This window comes from Anabaena subtropica FACHB-260, assembly GCF_014697105.1.
GTDB lineage: Bacteria > Cyanobacteriota > Cyanobacteriia > Cyanobacteriales > Nostocaceae > Trichormus > Trichormus subtropicus.
Genome location: NZ_JACJRF010000009.1, coordinates 22585 through 39265 on the forward strand (window position 1 = coordinate 22585; position 16681 = coordinate 39265).

The following is a 16681-nucleotide window of genomic DNA, read 5'->3' on the forward strand; positions in this document are numbered from 1 at the left end:
CCACTGACAACTAACTAATAACTAATTTGTAACGTGACTGAGGCTTCAACTTCTTGTTCACCACCGACTACAGGAGTAGAAGCATCTGCACTGTTAAGCTTGGCAGCCTCTGCTCGGTACAATATAGGTCGTGGAGGCGCACTTGCACCACTAACTTGAATACTCACTACTTCTTTAGCCTGTAAACCCAAGCTGCTAAACACCGCATTAGCTTGTTGTTGTGCATCTTGGGTCGCCTCTCTTAAGGCTTGTTGCCTAGCAGAGGCGATCGCTTCATCAGTAGCAACAAAACTGATACCATTAATTTGTGTCGCCCCTGCTTTCACCGCCTCATCTAACAATATCCCAGCCCTATCAGTATTAATACGGAAACTAACCGTATTACTAGCCGCATACCCAGTAATCCGTTGGATATTATTGTTGTAACTATAAACAGGATTGAGACGAATGCCAGTAGTTTGCAACTTCTCCACGTTCCGGCTTTTAAGTAAAGCAACCACAGCCGATGACCTGCGCGCCGCCTCTTGCTGTACGTCCTGAGCAGTTTTACCTTGAATTTCTACCCCTAAACTGACTTCCGACAACGTAGTAGGAATTGATTCCATACCACGACCACTAACAGTCAAGGTACGCCACAATCTTTCCTTTTCTTGAGCTAGTCCAGGCTGCACAAAAGTCACAAAAACCAACAAAGCTAACGGTAAACTTTGCCAAAAATTCCCAACACGCAATTGAGAACCAGCTAAAGCGATTTTAACCATGATTTACACTCCTCTGAAAATATATACAAATACTTTTAAACATAGAGGTATAGGGATGACATTTGCCTAATACCTCACGCAATTACCGATAGGATTTGTATGTTCCTACTTTGACATCACCAAGGTCAAAAGCTAAAACGGTTACATTTTTTGAAACTAAAACAATTGGATACTGAAAATAAACCCCAGATATCAAGCTTTTGTTACTCCCAATTGTAATTTTTTGCAGAGTCTGCACAAGAGTTAGTTTCCATAAAAGAGTAAAAATGGAATAGAAGGATGTTCACGTAACAACGCGTAACAAATGCAGTTTCTCAATGCAATAGACCTCACATTTCCTCTGCTGGCCAGTACAACCGAAGCCGCAGACAGTTCAATGGTTATCGCCGCAGTCTTGTTAAGTTTAGTAGTAGTTTACCTAGCTAGCAAAGTGGGTGGCGAGTTATCCAACCGAGTGGGTTTACCAGCTGTCTTAGGCGAACTTGTAGGTGGTGTAGTAGTAGGTGTTTCTGTATTCCACCTGTTGGTGTTCCCTGAAGGTGGTGCAGACGCTTCCAGTTCTATGATTATGACTTTCCTCCAAACTACGGCTGGCTTGAGTCCAGAAGCCACACCAGCAGTATTTACAGCGCAGTCAGAAGTGATTTCCGTTTTAGCAGAACTGGGTGTGATCATCCTGCTGTTTGAAATCGGCTTAGAGTCAAACTTAAAAGACTTAATGGCGGTTGGTGTCCAAGCCATAATAGTCGCGGTGGTGGGAGTAACAGTACCATTTGCCGCAGGTACTATAGGCTTGATGGTCTTGTTTGGTATTGATGCTGTACCCGCAATCTTTGCTGGAGCTGCTTTAACTGCTACTAGTATTGGGATTACTTCTAAAGTACTCTCAGAATTGGGACGGCTCAACTCCAAAGAAGGGCAAATTATTCTTGGTGCTGCCGTGATTGACGACATACTAGGAATTATCGTTTTAGCAGTGGTTGCCAGCCTTGCTAAAGAGGGTACGGTAGATGTAGGTCAAGTCATCTATCTAATTATTAGTGCTAGTGGCTTTCTTTTGGGTGCGATCGTCCTGGGTAATGTCTTCAATAAAAGCTTTGTAGCGATCGCTGATATGCTCAAAACACGAGGCGAACTGATAATACCAGCTTTCATCTTCGCCTTTGTCATGGCATACATCGCTTCTATCATCCACTTGGAAGCCATTCTCGGAGCTTTTGCGGCGGGTTTAGTCCTCGAAGAAACAGACAAGCGCAAAGAACTACAAAGGCAAGTTTCTCCCATTGCCGATATGCTAGTGCCGATTTTCTTTGTTACTGTGGGAGCCAAAACCGACTTGGGCGTACTGAATCCAGCCATTCCCAGCAATCAGGAAGGTTTAATTATGGCAAGTTTCCTGATTATCGTCGCCATTTTAGGTAAAGTGATCACAGGCTTTAGCGTCTTTGGTCAACCCCAAATCAACCGTTTAGCGATTGGCGTGGGTATGATTCCCAGAGGTGAAGTTGGCTTAGTATTTGCTGGTGTGGGTGCTGCCAGTGGCGCACTGTCTAAATCACTAGGGGCAGCAATTATCATGATGGTTATTCTGACAACCTTTTTAGCCCCCCCCTTGTTAAGATTCGTTTTTCCAGACTCAGACGATGGAAACGAGTCAGAACAATTGATTTTAGATGGCTCCGCAGGCAAACAATTAGCCATAGAAACACCATCATCTGTTGTATCTACTGCTAAAGATAGTGGAAATATAAGCTCTTAAGGCAGGGGAAGCAGGGGAAGCATAGGGCAGAGGAGCATGGGAGAGAAGGAAAATAACAATCAATTTTTGACTCAATACAGGCTAAATGCCCCAATAACAGCACTTAGTACTCTCCATTGCCCCTTCCCCACCCCCCACTCCCAGGAAACTTCTATCTTCCAATCTCCGTCCTCAGGAATTAACAATTTTATTTTTATCTCATCACTATTAGTATTTGGAATGTTATCTGTCACAGAACTAGAAACCAGACACTGTTGTGATTAGGTCAGCCACCAAAGAATGATAATATTTTTCTCTTACACCCTGAAATCCTTTTATCCCCACATCCATTTACAAAATAGTTGGAGTGTTTATTTAAAAATTTGATTGACTGCTGATGAAATAACTCAATTCCCATTCTTTGGTAAGCTCGAAGATCGCTAACCAAAAGTTTTGAATGAATGTAGAAAAATCTGAGTATATTGGTGTTGTATTTAATGCTTCACAGCCAAAGTAGTTTGTTCTGATAGCTAGGCAATAATTAAGGGCATACTTAAAATCTCAGCCATTATATTGTGTTTTTATACCGAATTCCCAGAAAAAAAGAGGGTATCAAGGCTCAAGATAGGTGGTAAAGATGTGACAACTTGCCAATATGTTGAGATATTGACGGCTCTCGTGAACACAAATCAGGAGAAAGGATTGTGAAATTACACTGGTTAGTATCTGGTACTGTTGGCACTGTCTTATTACTATCGTCGCCAGCGTTAGCGACGAGGTTGAACTCTTGGCGCTTTGATGCTAATCAAAACCGTCTGGAGATTAATACTACAGGTGCTGTCCAACCCAAGGCGCAACTGATTTTTAATCCCACACGTCTAGTTATTGATTTGCCAAACGTCACATTTGGGAAACCGCAGTTAACACAAAATATAGGTGGTAGAGTCCGTTCTGTACGTATAGGGCAATTTGACCCACAAACTACCCGCGTAGTTGTCGAACTCGCCCCTGGTTACACTCTCGACCCCCAACAAATCAAATTTGTCGGTATCACCGCCAGCCGTTGGACAGTACAGTTACCTACTCCCACAGCAGAACAAGCGGAGTCTTCACCAGATAATGTTTACAATGTGGTGACGATTGACTCGGATACTAGACCAAATTTACCCAATAATCCTAGACCAGAGTTACCCAGTAATCCTAGACCAGAGTTCTCGAATAATACAGTTAGCGCCGCACCCGGAAAGACTCAAGTTGAAAGCTTACAAGTAACTGGGGATGGTCTTTTTGTCCGCACAACTGGTGCCAATCCTCCAGTTCAGGTAATTCGCAGCCGCGATCGCGCTACTATTTTCATGGATATTCCCGGTGCAACTTTATCGCCACGGGCCCAACGAAATATCACTGTCAACAGACACGGTGTCAGCCGAGTTGAACTCACCCCACTGCAAACCAGAACACCAAGCGTCCGTATGACTTTGCGGGTAGATCCCAATAGCCCAGACTGGCGAGCAACTAACAGTAGCGCTGGTGGCTTAGTCGTTCTACCCACTCGTGTAGTTAGATTACCTGATAACAATAACTCTGAACAATCGGGTAACACTCCTAATCTACCTAACAGACTACCTACAACTAATTCAGTAGCCACAATTCAGTCGGTTGATTTGGCTAACAATGGTACACAACTACTGATTAGAGCCAATCAAGCAGTATCTGCTACAAGTGGTTGGGACAGAAATACAGGTCTTTTCCGCATTAGTATTCCTAATGCTAGGTTAGCTCCCCAAGTGACTGGGCCGGATTTAAACGCCAACAGTCCCATCCTCCGAGTACGCCTGCAAAGAGAAGAACCCAACACCGTAGTTGTTCTAGTCCAACCAGCCTCTGGAGTCCAAATTGGACAAGTCAACCAAGTTGGCAACCAGCTTTTAGCGCTACAATTACAAGGCTCACGTCGGCTGGTGACAACACCCCCCTTACCCCCTATCCAAGGACAATTACCAGACCCGACAAATCCCCGTCCTGTACCTATACCCCAACCAGGAACACGGCCAGTTCCCAAAGGTAGATTATCAGTATTCATCGACCCCGGACATGGTGGTAAAGACCCAGGCGCAATTGGTATTGGCGGAGTGCGGGAAAAAGATATCATCTTGCCTATCAGCCAAAGAATAGCCGAAGTTTTGCAACAAAATGGCGTGCAAGTGGTGATGGCGAGAAACTCTGACTTTTTCGTCAGCCTACCAGGACGAGTACAAATGGCAGAACGAGCTAAGGCTGATGTATTCGTCAGCATCCACGCTAATGCCATAGGTGGAAATCGTTCAGATGTCAATGGTTTGGAAACCTACTATTACGATAGTGGACTGGGTTTAGCTCGCGCAGTTCATAGCAGCATTCTCCAAAGCGTAAGTGTGCGAGATAGAGGAGTTCGCCGAGCTAGATTTTATGTCCTCAGAAAAAGTTCCATGCCGTCGATACTTGTAGAAACAGGATTTGTAACTGGTCGAGAAGATGTTGCTAAACTGCGAAATCCAGCTTACCAAAGACAAATGGCTGATGCGATCGCTCGTGGTATTCTCCAGTTTCTCAAACGATAGCTAGTAATAATTCACAAACTTAATCATCCTGAGTGCCGTATTATCTCTGTTATTCTCACAAAGTTTGTGTGAATACTAACCACATCCTTATATCAGAACCCGAATTTTACGCCTTCATGGCATGGCAAAATCAAAAGGGCGTGTTAAGATGTGTCGCCATTAGTTGTATTTTTATACCAGCGCAAAATTTATTGCAACAGAGCTGAAGTTTGAACGGTGATGGTGTGAGGATTGACCAACATTTTGGAGCATTAAATGCTCTCACGAACGCACATCAGGAGAAAAGATTGTGAAATTACACTGGTTACTATCCGGTACGGTTGGAACCATCTTCTTACTATCGTCGCCAGCTTTAGCAGCAAGGCTGGACTCTTGGCGGTTTGATGCTAATCAAAATCGTTTAGAGATTAACACTGCGGGTGCTGTCCAACCCAAGGCGCAACTGATTTTCAACCCCACACGTTTAGTCATTGATTTACCAGATACCACATTTGGGCGATCGCAGTTAATACAGCAAGTTGGTGGTGCAGTTCGGGCTGTACGTGTAGGACAATTTGATCCACAAACTACGCGTATCGTTGTTGAACTCAACCCCGGTTACACTCTCGACCCCCAACAAGTAAAATTTGTTGGCATTAGTGCTAATCGTTGGACTGTGCAGTTACCTACCCCAACACTGGAAGCAGAAGCGTCGCCAACGGAAATTGCCCAGCAGCCAGTACCAACCACGCCACCGCCAACAGTTGATAGAGCTTCCGCTTTATTACCCAGAAATGTTTACTCTGTTACACCCGCTACCCAAGAACCACCTGTTAACAATATTGCATCGGTAACTCAAATTGAAAGCTTACGAGTTACAGGTGATGGATTTTTTATCCGCACCCGTGGTGTTACTCCTCAAATTCAAGTTAATCGTACAGAGGATAAACGGGTAATTAATATCAATGTTGCTGGCGCGTCTTTATCACCCAATATCGAGCAAGATTTATCCATTAATCGTTACGGTGTCAGCAGTATCCAATTAACCCAACTACCAACACAAACTGTACGTATCTCCATGCAGGTGGACAAAGACAGTCCCGATTGGCGGGTAAGTACCAGCAGTGTGGGTGGGTTTGTGGTTTTACCCAGTAGAAGCGTTACCAACTTACCCCAAAATAATACTCCCAACACCATCTCATCAAATATCAACTCATCAGCTACTATTCAATCCGTAGAATTAGGTGATAACGGTACACAACTTTTAATTCGCTCTGACCAACCAGTAACAGCTAAAGGCGGTTGGGATAGATCATCTGGACTGTACCGCATCATTATTAATAACGCTAAATTATCTCCTAGAGTTACAGGCCCAGCTTTTAATGCTAATAGTCCCGTTCTCCGCGTGCGCTTACAACCCCAAGCACCCGATACAGTAGTTGTTTTGGTACAACCAGCAGCTGGAATCCAGATAGGAGAACTCAATCAAGTTAGCAACCAGCTTTTAGCTTTAGAATTGCAAGGCTCTCGGCAATTTACACCCCCAGTAGGTTTACCGCCTCTACCATCAACAAATCGTAGTCAATCGCCAGACATCAACATAGATAATCCCATAATCACCCCTCAACCAATACCAAGGTCAGTTCCCAGAGGAAGACTAGTAGTCGTCATTGACCCCGGACATGGTGGTAAAGATCCCGGCGCTCCTGGTTTGGGTGGGTTACTAGAAAAAGATGTTGTACTGCCCATTGGTCGGAGAATAGCGGCGATTCTAGAGCAGAATGGTGTCCAGGCAGTCTTGACGCGAGATTCAGATTTTTTTGTAGAGTTACAAGGACGAGTAGACATCGCTGAACGAGCTAACGCCACTTTGTTTGTGAGTATTCACGCCAACTCGGTGGAAAACCGCCCTGATGTTAATGGCTTGGAAGTATACTACTACGAAAGTGGTTATTCCCTAGCTGAATCAGTTCGTAAGAGTATCCTCCAGAATATTGGCACCCTCAAAGACCGAGGCACACGCAAAGCTCGATTCTACGTCCTCAGGAAGAGTTCTATGCCCTCGATTCTAGTAGAAGCAGGTTATATGAGTGGTAGGGAAGATAATCCCAGGCTAGGCTCACCAGAATATCAAAATCGCATGGCAGATGCGATCGCTCGCGGTATCCTCCAATATTTAAAGAGATAGTAAAATTTTCATCAAGTTAAAAATTCAGTCTCAATTACTCACCCTAGAGGTGGTAAGTAAACTGCTTGTAGATACAGAATTTAGTAGTCAATTAGAAAATTGTCTGTTAGATTCTGTATTTTAATATTCCAATATCTCCAACAATATCTGCCTGTGTATTCATCTTCCAGCATTGAAGGTAATCTTTACGGTTTCTCAGAACAAGAACCTCAACGCGCCCCCATCGGCGTATTTGATAGTGGTGTGGGTGGGCTAACGGTACTGCGTCAAATCTATCGCCAACTACCCAATGAATCTGTAATTTATTTTGGTGATACAGCTAGACTGCCTTACGGTATCCGCTCACAAGCAGAGATTTTACAATTTGTGCGGGAAATCCTTGACTGGATGCAACAACAGCACGTCAAAATGGTGATCATGGCTTGCAATACCAGTTCTGCCCTCGCCTTAGATATAGTTCGTGAAGAATATGACATCCCTATTCTTGGTGTCATTCTCCCTGGAGCTAAAGCAGCCGTGCAGCAAGGTAAGCGGATTGGTGTGATTTCTACTCCGGCTACAGCCAGGAGTAATGCTTATCGTCAAGCAATTTGGGAAATAGATGCTAATGTAGAAGTCTGGCAAGTCGGTTGTCCTGAATTTGTTCCCCTCATTGAACAAAATCGCATTCAAGACCCCTACACCACCGAAGTAGCCAGGGCTTATTTAGAACCTCTACTCCAGCAAGATATTGATACCCTAGTTTACGGCTGTACTCATTATCCTTTGCTTGCGCCAGTGTTGCGATCGCTCCTCCCCCCACAGGTGAAAATCATTGACCCTGCTGTTCACGTCGTCACAGCTTGCACCCAAGAATTAGACCTCCTCGGCTTAAGCAACACTCACCCACCATTACCAACGCGCTTTGCTGTTAGCGGTTGTCCCCAACAGTTTGCTCAATCAGGAGTACAGTGGTTAGGCTGTACCCCATTGGTTGAAGCCGTAGATTTTGCTTGCATACCTGTGTCCCAACGTCAACAAGACTTGGTGTAATTCGTAATTCGTAATTCCTACCCTACAAATAAAAGCTCGTCTCACTGGTTAACTATCAAATTTTGCCTCAACATAGAGTATGTAGCATCTTGTCCATAAATCTATTTATGGACATACAACTAATTTACTTAGGTGTAGCTAGTCTGTAGGGTATTACGAATTTAGCATTAGTAATTATTCCATCACTAGTCTCTGTTGAAAATCATGACTAATGACTAATAACTATTGACTATTGACTATCTCACTTACTGTAGGTGAAATCGATAATTCCTGTTGACTATTATTTGTAGCTACCACAGTTCGATTATTAATGCTAGGTTTTTTACCTGTTCGTTTAGCTAATCCTAATAATAGGTAAACTGTGAATAAGTATCCAGAAGCTAAGATAAAAATCATCATAGGCATATTCCCGTAAATCATTGTTCCACCAACACCTTTTCAAATAAATATCAAATTGCATAAAATTAGCAGAATATATTACCAACCAAGTAAATTCTTGATTGCTACATCTTGCTGCTGCAAACACTTCCGTTGAGTTTTTACTCTCTTTGCTCAACGGAGTTTACTATTTAATTAATTTTTGCAGACCATACATCTGACAGCAGTCAGATCACTAAAAATAGCAATACAAACTACATATCTCAGCAGCCTACCTAGTCCGCTTGATTTTTACTGACATCTTTATAGTAAGAGCCATGCTCACGCTCAACGCAAGCTAAAAACTTGCAGCAACTTCTCCCAAGAGATTTGCCTAGCTCCAAATAAAGAGTTCTTATCATCAAGAAAAAATCAAGAAAATACTTTCGAGATTCTAATCTTGACAATGTACTATTTTCGACTCACAACTCCAATAAAGGGACATCACTGGAAAAGTGATCTACTTTTTAGTAGTGTGAATACTTGAAAAATTTAAAATCCTTACATTTTAGCGTAACACAACAACTCAAACTTTGAAGCTAACTTTAAGGCTAAATTTCAAAATTTCTAGATGGTTACACAGAGGTTAGAAGAACTTAGTCTTAACCTAAAAATAACTAATGTGTAAGAAGTAATAGTGAACACCAGAGACATACATTTGAGCTTGTATTCAAGGCCACTCAAGATGTCTGTTGTTCGACTCAAATTTTCGAGATATACGACTTATCTGAAAACAACAAAGACTTTTTGCTAACGACTTGAAAGTATAATTGATAACTAATGTAAATTGTCTACGGTAAATACGCAAATAAGATGAGTTAGATAAACGGTCACAAATACACAGAAGAGAACCAAGAGACAATAACTATTATTTTTTTCCCTAACCCGAATTACCATCCCCAGGACTCAATTCCCCAGTTTCCATAGAGAAAATGAGAATATCCAAAGCAAAACCTTGCACTGGCACAGGCTTATCTTAAAATGAGTATAGGATATGTAAACTTTCGTAACCAAAGTCAGAGTCCGCCAATCCATGACCCCAGCCACCTCCCTGTTTACCCCTGTGGAAGCAGACCTGCGAATACTAGCAGATAACCTGAAACAGCTAGTTGGAAATCGCCACCCCATTTTGTTTGCAGCAGCCGAGCATCTATTCGGAGCTGGGGGAAAGCGTATAAGACCAGCGATCGTGCTGCTGATATCACGAGCAACAATGTTAGACCAAGATATTACGCCACGTCACCGCCGCCTAGCCGAGATTACAGAAATGATTCACACGGCAAGCTTAGTACATGACGACGTGGTAGATGAATCAGAAGTGCGGCGAGGTGTACCCACCGTTCACAGTTTGTTTGGCAATCGAATTGCCATCCTAGCAGGAGATTTTTTATTTGCTCAATCTTCCTGGTATTTAGCAAACTTGGATAATTTGCAGGTGGTGAAACTTCTCTCAGAAGTCATTATGGATTTGGCTACTGGGGAGATTCAGCAGGGACTAAACCGCTTTGACGCTAGTATTTCAATTGAGACTTATCTCGATAAGAGCTATTACAAAACAGCATCCTTAGTTGCTAACAGCTCTAAAGCTGCTGGTTTATTGAGCGAAGTGTCTCCAGAAACTGCCGAACATCTCTATAGCTATGGTCGTCATTTGGGAATAGCATTTCAGATTGTTGATGACATTTTAGATTTCACCAGCACTACGGATACCCTTGGTAAACCAGTCGGGTCGGATCTAAAAAGTGGTAATCTCACAGCGCCGGTTTTATTTGCTCTAGCGGAAAAACCATATTTAGAGGTGTTGATAGAAAGAGAGTTTGCCCAAGAAGGAGATTTAGAGCAAGCACTAGAACTCATACAAGATAGTCAAGGCATACAGCAGTCCAGAGAGTTAGCTGCTCATCACACCAAATTAGCAATTGAGCATCTAGCGACTCTGCCACCCTCAGAATCTCACCAAGCACTGATCAATATAGCTGAATATGCAATAAGCCGATTGTATTAGCTGGGTTTAAAAATTTCGATTTTAAATGAGCGTTTTCTGACATTTGCAATTTTGGATGTGGGGTGTATTTAAAAAGTCCCACATCCAAAATTTTTTTAGGCAATATCTGGGGGTATAGGTTTAGGCGATCGCAGCTTTTTTAACTGTCTTTGTATACGTTTTTGGAAATCAGCACGTCGTAATTCAAAGGTGTGAGTGGTCTTACCCGGCGTTTCCAAAAAAACGATACTATCTACGGGTTCTAATGCCACCAGTTGGAACAAAATGTGGGTAACTGGGGTAATCTTTGCACTAATTTGAGGGTCTAGCCCAGCAGGTGAGATCAGGGAGACATCCTGTATGGTAGGTAAAGCGTAGATAACACGCTTTTCAATTCCTGGGTTTGCTCGATTGCTCAAAGTAGTTAAGACCCAGCTACCTTCTGAATCTTGAAGAATGTAGTACTGGGTGTGACGTAATTTTTGAGCGATCGCTACAAGCAAAGGAGCAATTGTTGAAACAAGATGTGGTGTAACGCCATCATTGGGTGCATTGTTAATCAGCAATTGTATTTGTGCTTCTAAATCCATAATTACTTGTCAACGGCTCCTGGGTAATGGCAATAACATTTATCAGAATGTGATCTATCCCATCAGAGTTGGGAATAATAAAATCAACCACATCCTCATTGCAGGATTGGTATGCGTTTAGTTTATACGCAAAACCACAAAGCCAATACCCACGGTCGTCACAGGTTGTAAGTAAGTTTATGTTAGGGTCTAGCGAAAATCGAGACTATGAATTCAGCCGCAACAGCAACTATTCCAACCGCAAATCTTCTGGACGAAAACTCTATTGGTGGGGAAGTAATATTTAAACTGGTTTATAAAGAGTTAAAACAGTTTACCAAAGCTTCCGACCAGAATTGTCACGATGTAGCAAATCGTATCACTACAGAAGTATACCGAATTTGCACCGAAAGTAAACGGATTCAGGCCTCTGGTGCTGTAGAAAGTTCAGCCATGACCCTAGCCAAGCATCGGCTACAACAATGTCTGAGATATTATCAGCTAGGTTCCAACCGAGGCAGGGTTGAACTACACAGTACACTAAGCGCCATTATTTATCGTTACATTAATCCTCCTCAGCGCCAATTAAGTTATCAAGGGCGACTGACTATCATAGAAGATTTTTTACAAAGTTTTTATTTAGAAGCCTTAAACGCTTTCCGCCGCGAAAATCAACTCGGGGCCACCTACCGTCCCCAAACGCTTCTGGAGTTGGCAGAGTACATGGCATTCACTGAGCGCTATGGTAAGCGCCGGATTCCCTTACCAGGAAGGCAGCAACAGTTAATTATTCTCCGGGCGCAAACCTTCTCCCAACAGCAACCCCCAGAAACCAACGTCGATATCGAGCAAGCAGCCGAAGGTAGTTCTAATGACGGTGATGGCACCTGGGAAGAACCAGCAGTACAGCGATTGCGCTCTGCAATGGCTACCCAACCAGAACCAGAACCAGAAGAAGACACCTTACGCTCCGTAGTCATTACAGAATTAATGGATTATTTGGAGCAGAAACAACAATCTGACTGTGCTGATTACTTTTCTTTACGTCTTCAGGATATGTCAGCTCAAGAAATTGAGAACGTTTTGGGATTAACACCACGTCAGCGAGATTACTTACAACAACGCTTTAAGTATCATTTGATTCGGTTCGCTTTATTACATCGTTGGGAATTAGTTCACGAGTGGCTAGAAGCTTCTTTACATACTAATTTGGGCTTGACTCCCCAGCAATGGGAAGCCTACACTGCCCAACTAGACGAGAAACAACGGTCTTTATTAGACTTGAAACAACAAGGTCAACCAGATGAAAAAATTGCCAAAACTTTAGGGTTATCAATGGCACAACTACAGAAGCGGTGGTTTAAGATTTTGGAACAAGCTTGGGAAATTCGTAATTCCCTAGTGTCCGGATCAACTGCATCCACCCATGAATAGTAACTCAGAATCCTTCCAACCATACTTACTCGGTTTGTTGGCACATAATGTCAACAAACACGAGAATAGTAGAGAAAGTTGTCAGGAAATCAACGGGGTCAACCCTGCTCAACGACTTTGCTACCTCAAAAAGTAGTAAGCAAACTGGAAAAGGCAACCCCAAACCTTTTGATTAGGAGAAATTCCTACTGTGCAAGAACGTTTCCAAGCCGTCCTCAAGCGTCGGTTACAAATTCACATCGAAAACCACCCACCACTATTTCCCTGGGAAAGCCAAATGGTGGATTACCCAGATTATATAGAAGAGCCATCATTGGCATTAACTCCTAATTGGGGATGGTTAGCCCAGCAAGCAAAACTGAATCTACCTGTTACCCTACCGGAGAGAGTTTTCCAAGAAATATTGGAAAGATGCCAGCAAATGGTCGAATCTTCACTACCCTTGGGCGCAAAATTAGTCCAGGTAGTAGAGGGTTTTTTCCCTAATGAGTCACAAACAATCAATGACTTAGCTGGGTTAGTATTGCGAACCAACTTTAGATCGCCTGATACTCTGGATACAATGCCTAATATTCAGAGCGATTATGCAGATTTAGACACTCGTCAACAAATGGCGTTGTCTTTGTTAGCTGCTAAACAGTTGCTAGCCAACCTGACTCTACCAGTGTCAGCAACCCAGCCGGTTGTAGAAAGACTTTGGTTGACTAGTCTCGGTGCTTTAACTTTGCGGGTAGAATACTACACCAAAGATGATGTTACCCAATTAGTTGTCCACAGTGATTTACCCACTGAAGGAATTTTAACACTGCAAGGTAATGGCAGTATTGCAATGGCGCAGTCATCAAGCCCAGGATGCTTGAGTGTAGAGTTGACCTGCAAACAACTTCAACCAAGTTATACATTAGAGGTTGATTGCCCCGAACTTGATCAGCAACCATTGCTATTTGTCATTACCCCCACCATATAGCTGAAATTACCACTGCTAGCACACTTATTATATGAAGGCAGAATGCAGAAGAGAATAAAACCTCTAGCATCGGCTTTTTAATTTTTTTCAACTATGCCAAGCCGCACTAGTTGATTAATTTCAATTGATAAGTGATTTTGCTGCTAATTTTTTCTCAATCAAGGGTCATTAGGGCTTCTACAATAACCCGCAAAGAGAATGAAAATTTACGACTTACCAATACTCCCAAAAATTACTTTCGGGGAGTTCCTGTTTTCTTAGAGGAACTTCCCGAAAGTTTGTATCTATAAGCATCTACTTTATTTCTTTGCTAACAATAGAAATGTTTAAATTAACCAGGATGAATCAATTTTGGCGTTTACCTTTAAGTCTTGATTGGGGACAAAATAATCAGGGTTCGCCTTTAATGGAAGTAGAAAATTCCATTCCTTTGCGGGTATTAGTGCTGGCGTTGGTGATTACGGGAATGGTGGCTATGGATATTGCGGCTGGGACTACATTTAGTTTCTGGGCAATACCAATGAGTGTAGTTGGTACAGTTTGGGGTTATTATCATCGCCGCAAAGCCAACATTCCTGTGAAGTTTTGCATTGCAATCGGAATGTTAGTCGCACTGGGGGCTTTTTTTGGGCGATTATTTGGTGAGTTGAATGATACGCGATTAGCTTTAGCAGAGTTATTGATTCAACTGCAAGTACTCCACAGTTTTGATGTCCCGCGTCGGAAAGACTTGGGTTATTCAATTGTAATTGGGTTAATTTTATTAGGTGTAGCAGCAACTTTAAGTCAAACCCTGGCATTTGCACCTGTATTATTATTATTTTTAGCGATCGCTCTCCCCACTTTAGTGGTCAATTACCGTTCCCAATTGGGGCTAGAAAAGTCAAAAGTCAAAAGTCAAAAGTCAAAAGAAATTAAACTATCTTCTAGTTTCTCTACTTATTTTTTATTGTTTGGTGTGGTTGTTGGGTTAGGGTTGGTGGTTTTTGCCCTATTACCCAGATTCCCTGGTTATCAATTGCGGACTTTTCCTGTAAGTTCTCCTATTGAGGTAAACCAGAGTTTTACTGGTCGCAGTATTATTAATCCTGGTTATGTCCGTCAAGGTAATGCGGATAACCAAGGTAGTGGTAATGGCGAGCAGAATCAAAATGGTGAACCCGGAAAGGTAGATGATAGCTTTTATTACGGGTTCAATAACCAGATAAACCAAAATCTGCGGGGAGAGATGAAACCCAAGGTGGTGATGCGGGTGCGATCACAAGCGGAGGGATTTTGGCGGGTGCTGGCTTTTGACCGTTATACAGGTAAGGGTTGGGAGATTTCCCGCAACGAGGATGTGACAACTATTAGGCGATCGCCTTGGTCTTATCAAATTTATCTATCACCACCACCTATATCTGGTAAAACCAGGGAAGTAGTGCAGACTTACTCTGTAGTATCGGATTTGCCTAACCTGATTCCCGCCATGTCTTATCCCAGGGAAGTTTACTTTCCCACACCGATGATCGCTGTTGACAAAGAAGGTGGGTTGCGCGCACCTGTCGGTTTATCAAAAGACCTGACTTATACGGTTATTTCTGAAGTTCCTTACCGCGATCGCAGTTTACTTGGGAAAGCTACTAACGATTATCCCCTGAATATCAAAAATTATTATCTGCAAGTTCCACCAGGAATTGCCCCCAAAGTTAAGGAACGCACCGAAGAAATTTTAGCCAACTACAACCAAAAACAAGTCGCACAATCTCAGAAAACTTTAAGTTCCAGTTACGAAAAGGCTCTTTATTTAGCGCAATACCTCAAACAAAACTATTCCATACCCGAAAATCCTTTAGGCTTACCCCATTTGGATGAAAAGGAAGATTTAGTAGAAGCTTTTTTATTCAAGCATCAAGGTGGCTACCCAGACCACTTTTCCACAGTTCTCACGGTGATGCTGCGGTCTATTGGTATCCCAGCGCGGTTAATGGCTGGGTTTAGTGCGGGAGAATTTAACCCATTTACAGGGATGTATGTTGTGCGTAACACCGACGCTTACGCCATGACAGAAGTGTATTTCCCTAAATATGGTTGGTTTGCCTTTGACCCCATTCCCAATCATCCCCTGATTCCGCCTTCAGTTGAAGATGTACAAACTTTTAGTGTACTGAGACAATTTTGGCAGTGGGTAGCTGGATGGTTGCCGACTCCGGTGACAGGTTTACTTAATAATATATTTGGGACATTATTTAGTTGGATTGGTAAAGCGATCGCTTGGTTTTTTGCTCTGTTTACTCAAGGTTGGTTTGGTATATTGACTGGTTTAATTGTGGGAACAACTACAGCATTTTTAAGCTGGCTAGGTTGGACACAGTGGAAAGAATGGCGCAATCATAGCCGATTGCGTAAACTACCAGCAATGGAAAGCCTTTATCAACAAATGCTGCAATGGACGGCTAAAAAAGGTTTGGGTAAACATCCAGCCCAAACACCTTTAGAGTATGCCCAAGTATCTTATCAACATCATGGAAATACAACTGCCCAAGTTATAGATGAGATTTGCCAAGCCTATGTTAGCTGGCGGTATGGTGGTGAAAATCCTAACTTAAATCAACTGCGACGAAGATGGGAAGACATGAAAAAGGTAGGAAGCGATCGCACCTCAATTTGATACTGGAATATCACGAAACCGAATCTTGGAGATTCCTTGACTTTAGAATTGGGCTATAACTTCAACTAAAGCAAGCCTATTTATAGGGGTTGGTACATTCTCGAAAGTGATGAATGCCATTAAGCCGATGCCTTGAGTAAGATCCTGGCATACATAAGCAGTGTTATTTTTGCTGCCAAAATCAACCCTCCTAGCAGTATACTTTTAGCTTTTCAAATAGCTTAAGTTTCCCATAATCAAAAAAACTGGCAAATTGTTATCTATATTACTTACCGCAGATATTTTCCCCAAGCTTTTAATATCTTGGGGAAGAGGAAAATAATGATTAATTACTCTTAGATAGTATTTATAATACCAACTTG

General features: G+C 42.6%; 11 protein-coding genes. 8 read left to right on the forward strand and 3 right to left on the reverse strand.

All coding sequences use genetic code 11. The features are described 5' to 3' along the window. Positions 1 to 14: 14 nt before the first annotated feature. The gene (locus H6G18_RS07405; protein ID WP_190406452.1) at positions 15 to 761 is read right to left on the reverse strand and encodes an SIMPL domain-containing protein; all 747 of its coding nucleotides are present in this window, start codon (positions 759 to 761) and stop codon (positions 15 to 17) included. Positions 762 to 1065: 304 nt separating this feature from the next. Between H6G18_RS07405 and H6G18_RS07410 the strand changes: the two genes are divergently transcribed. From H6G18_RS07410 to murI, 4 genes are all read left to right on the forward strand, one after another. Then, complete coding sequence (locus H6G18_RS07410) at positions 1066 to 2520, forward strand: cation:proton antiporter (protein ID WP_190406453.1); 1455 nt, start codon at positions 1066 to 1068, stop codon at positions 2518 to 2520. A 683-nt stretch (positions 2521 to 3203) separates the two neighbouring features. Further along, the gene (locus tag H6G18_RS07415) at positions 3204 to 5099 is read left to right on the forward strand and encodes an N-acetylmuramoyl-L-alanine amidase (RefSeq protein WP_190406454.1); all 1896 of its coding nucleotides are present in this window, start codon (positions 3204 to 3206) and stop codon (positions 5097 to 5099) included. A 289-nt stretch (positions 5100 to 5388) separates the two neighbouring features. Further along, complete coding sequence (locus tag H6G18_RS07420) at positions 5389 to 7266, forward strand: N-acetylmuramoyl-L-alanine amidase (RefSeq protein ID WP_190406455.1); 1878 nt, start codon at positions 5389 to 5391, stop codon at positions 7264 to 7266. 153 nt (positions 7267 to 7419) lie between these two features. Further along, the gene (gene murI, locus H6G18_RS07425; protein ID WP_190406456.1) at positions 7420 to 8298 is read left to right on the forward strand and encodes a glutamate racemase; all 879 of its coding nucleotides are present in this window, start codon (positions 7420 to 7422) and stop codon (positions 8296 to 8298) included. A gap of 222 nt (positions 8299 to 8520) precedes the next feature. Here murI and H6G18_RS07430 read toward each other — a convergent pair whose 3' ends face one another. Continuing rightward, positions 8521 to 8718, reverse strand: a complete 198-nt coding sequence (locus H6G18_RS07430; protein WP_190406457.1) for a hypothetical protein — start codon at positions 8716 to 8718, stop codon at positions 8521 to 8523. Positions 8719 to 9748: 1030 nt separating this feature from the next. On the opposite strand from H6G18_RS07430, the gene sds reads away from it, so the two are divergent. Beyond that, positions 9749 to 10720, forward strand: coding sequence for a solanesyl diphosphate synthase (sds, locus tag H6G18_RS07435; protein ID WP_190406458.1), 972 nt, complete (start codon positions 9749 to 9751; stop codon positions 10718 to 10720). Positions 10721 to 10815: 95 nt separating this feature from the next. Here sds and H6G18_RS07440 read toward each other — a convergent pair whose 3' ends face one another. Further along, positions 10816 to 11289 (reverse strand): hypothetical protein, encoded by a 474-nt coding sequence (locus tag H6G18_RS07440; RefSeq protein ID WP_190406459.1) that lies wholly within the window; start codon positions 11287 to 11289, stop codon positions 10816 to 10818. A 207-nt stretch (positions 11290 to 11496) separates the two neighbouring features. Between H6G18_RS07440 and hetZ the strand changes: the two genes are divergently transcribed. The 3 genes from hetZ (at position 11497) to H6G18_RS07455 (ending at position 16319) form a co-directional block, all read left to right on the forward strand. After that, positions 11497 to 12702 (forward strand): heterocyst differentiation protein HetZ, encoded by a 1206-nt coding sequence (gene hetZ, locus H6G18_RS07445; protein ID WP_190406460.1) that lies wholly within the window; start codon positions 11497 to 11499, stop codon positions 12700 to 12702. A 190-nt stretch (positions 12703 to 12892) separates the two neighbouring features. Next, positions 12893 to 13669, forward strand: coding sequence for a heterocyst pattern formation protein PatU3 (patU3, locus tag H6G18_RS07450; RefSeq protein WP_190406461.1), 777 nt, complete (start codon positions 12893 to 12895; stop codon positions 13667 to 13669). A gap of 322 nt (positions 13670 to 13991) precedes the next feature. Next, positions 13992 to 16319, forward strand: a complete 2328-nt coding sequence (locus H6G18_RS07455; RefSeq protein ID WP_242040228.1) for a transglutaminase TgpA family protein — start codon at positions 13992 to 13994, stop codon at positions 16317 to 16319. Positions 16320 to 16681: the final 362 nt, after the last annotated feature.

Coding starts and splice junctions, on each gene's coding strand:
- H6G18_RS07440 (WP_190406459.1), bottom strand. CDS start 11,289: ATGGATTTAGAAGCACAAATACAATTGCTGATTAACAATGCACCCAAT.
- H6G18_RS07455 (WP_242040228.1), top strand. CDS start 13,992: ATGTTTAAATTAACCAGGATGAATCAATTTTGGCGTTTACCTTTAAGT.
- H6G18_RS07430 (WP_190406457.1), bottom strand. CDS start 8,718: ATGATTTACGGGAATATGCCTATGATGATTTTTATCTTAGCTTCTGGA.
- H6G18_RS07405 (WP_190406452.1), bottom strand. CDS start 761: ATGGTTAAAATCGCTTTAGCTGGTTCTCAATTGCGTGTTGGGAATTTT.
- hetZ (WP_190406460.1), top strand. CDS start 11,497: ATGAATTCAGCCGCAACAGCAACTATTCCAACCGCAAATCTTCTGGAC.
- H6G18_RS07410 (WP_190406453.1), top strand. CDS start 1,066: ATGCAGTTTCTCAATGCAATAGACCTCACATTTCCTCTGCTGGCCAGT.
- sds (WP_190406458.1), top strand. CDS start 9,749: ATGACCCCAGCCACCTCCCTGTTTACCCCTGTGGAAGCAGACCTGCGA.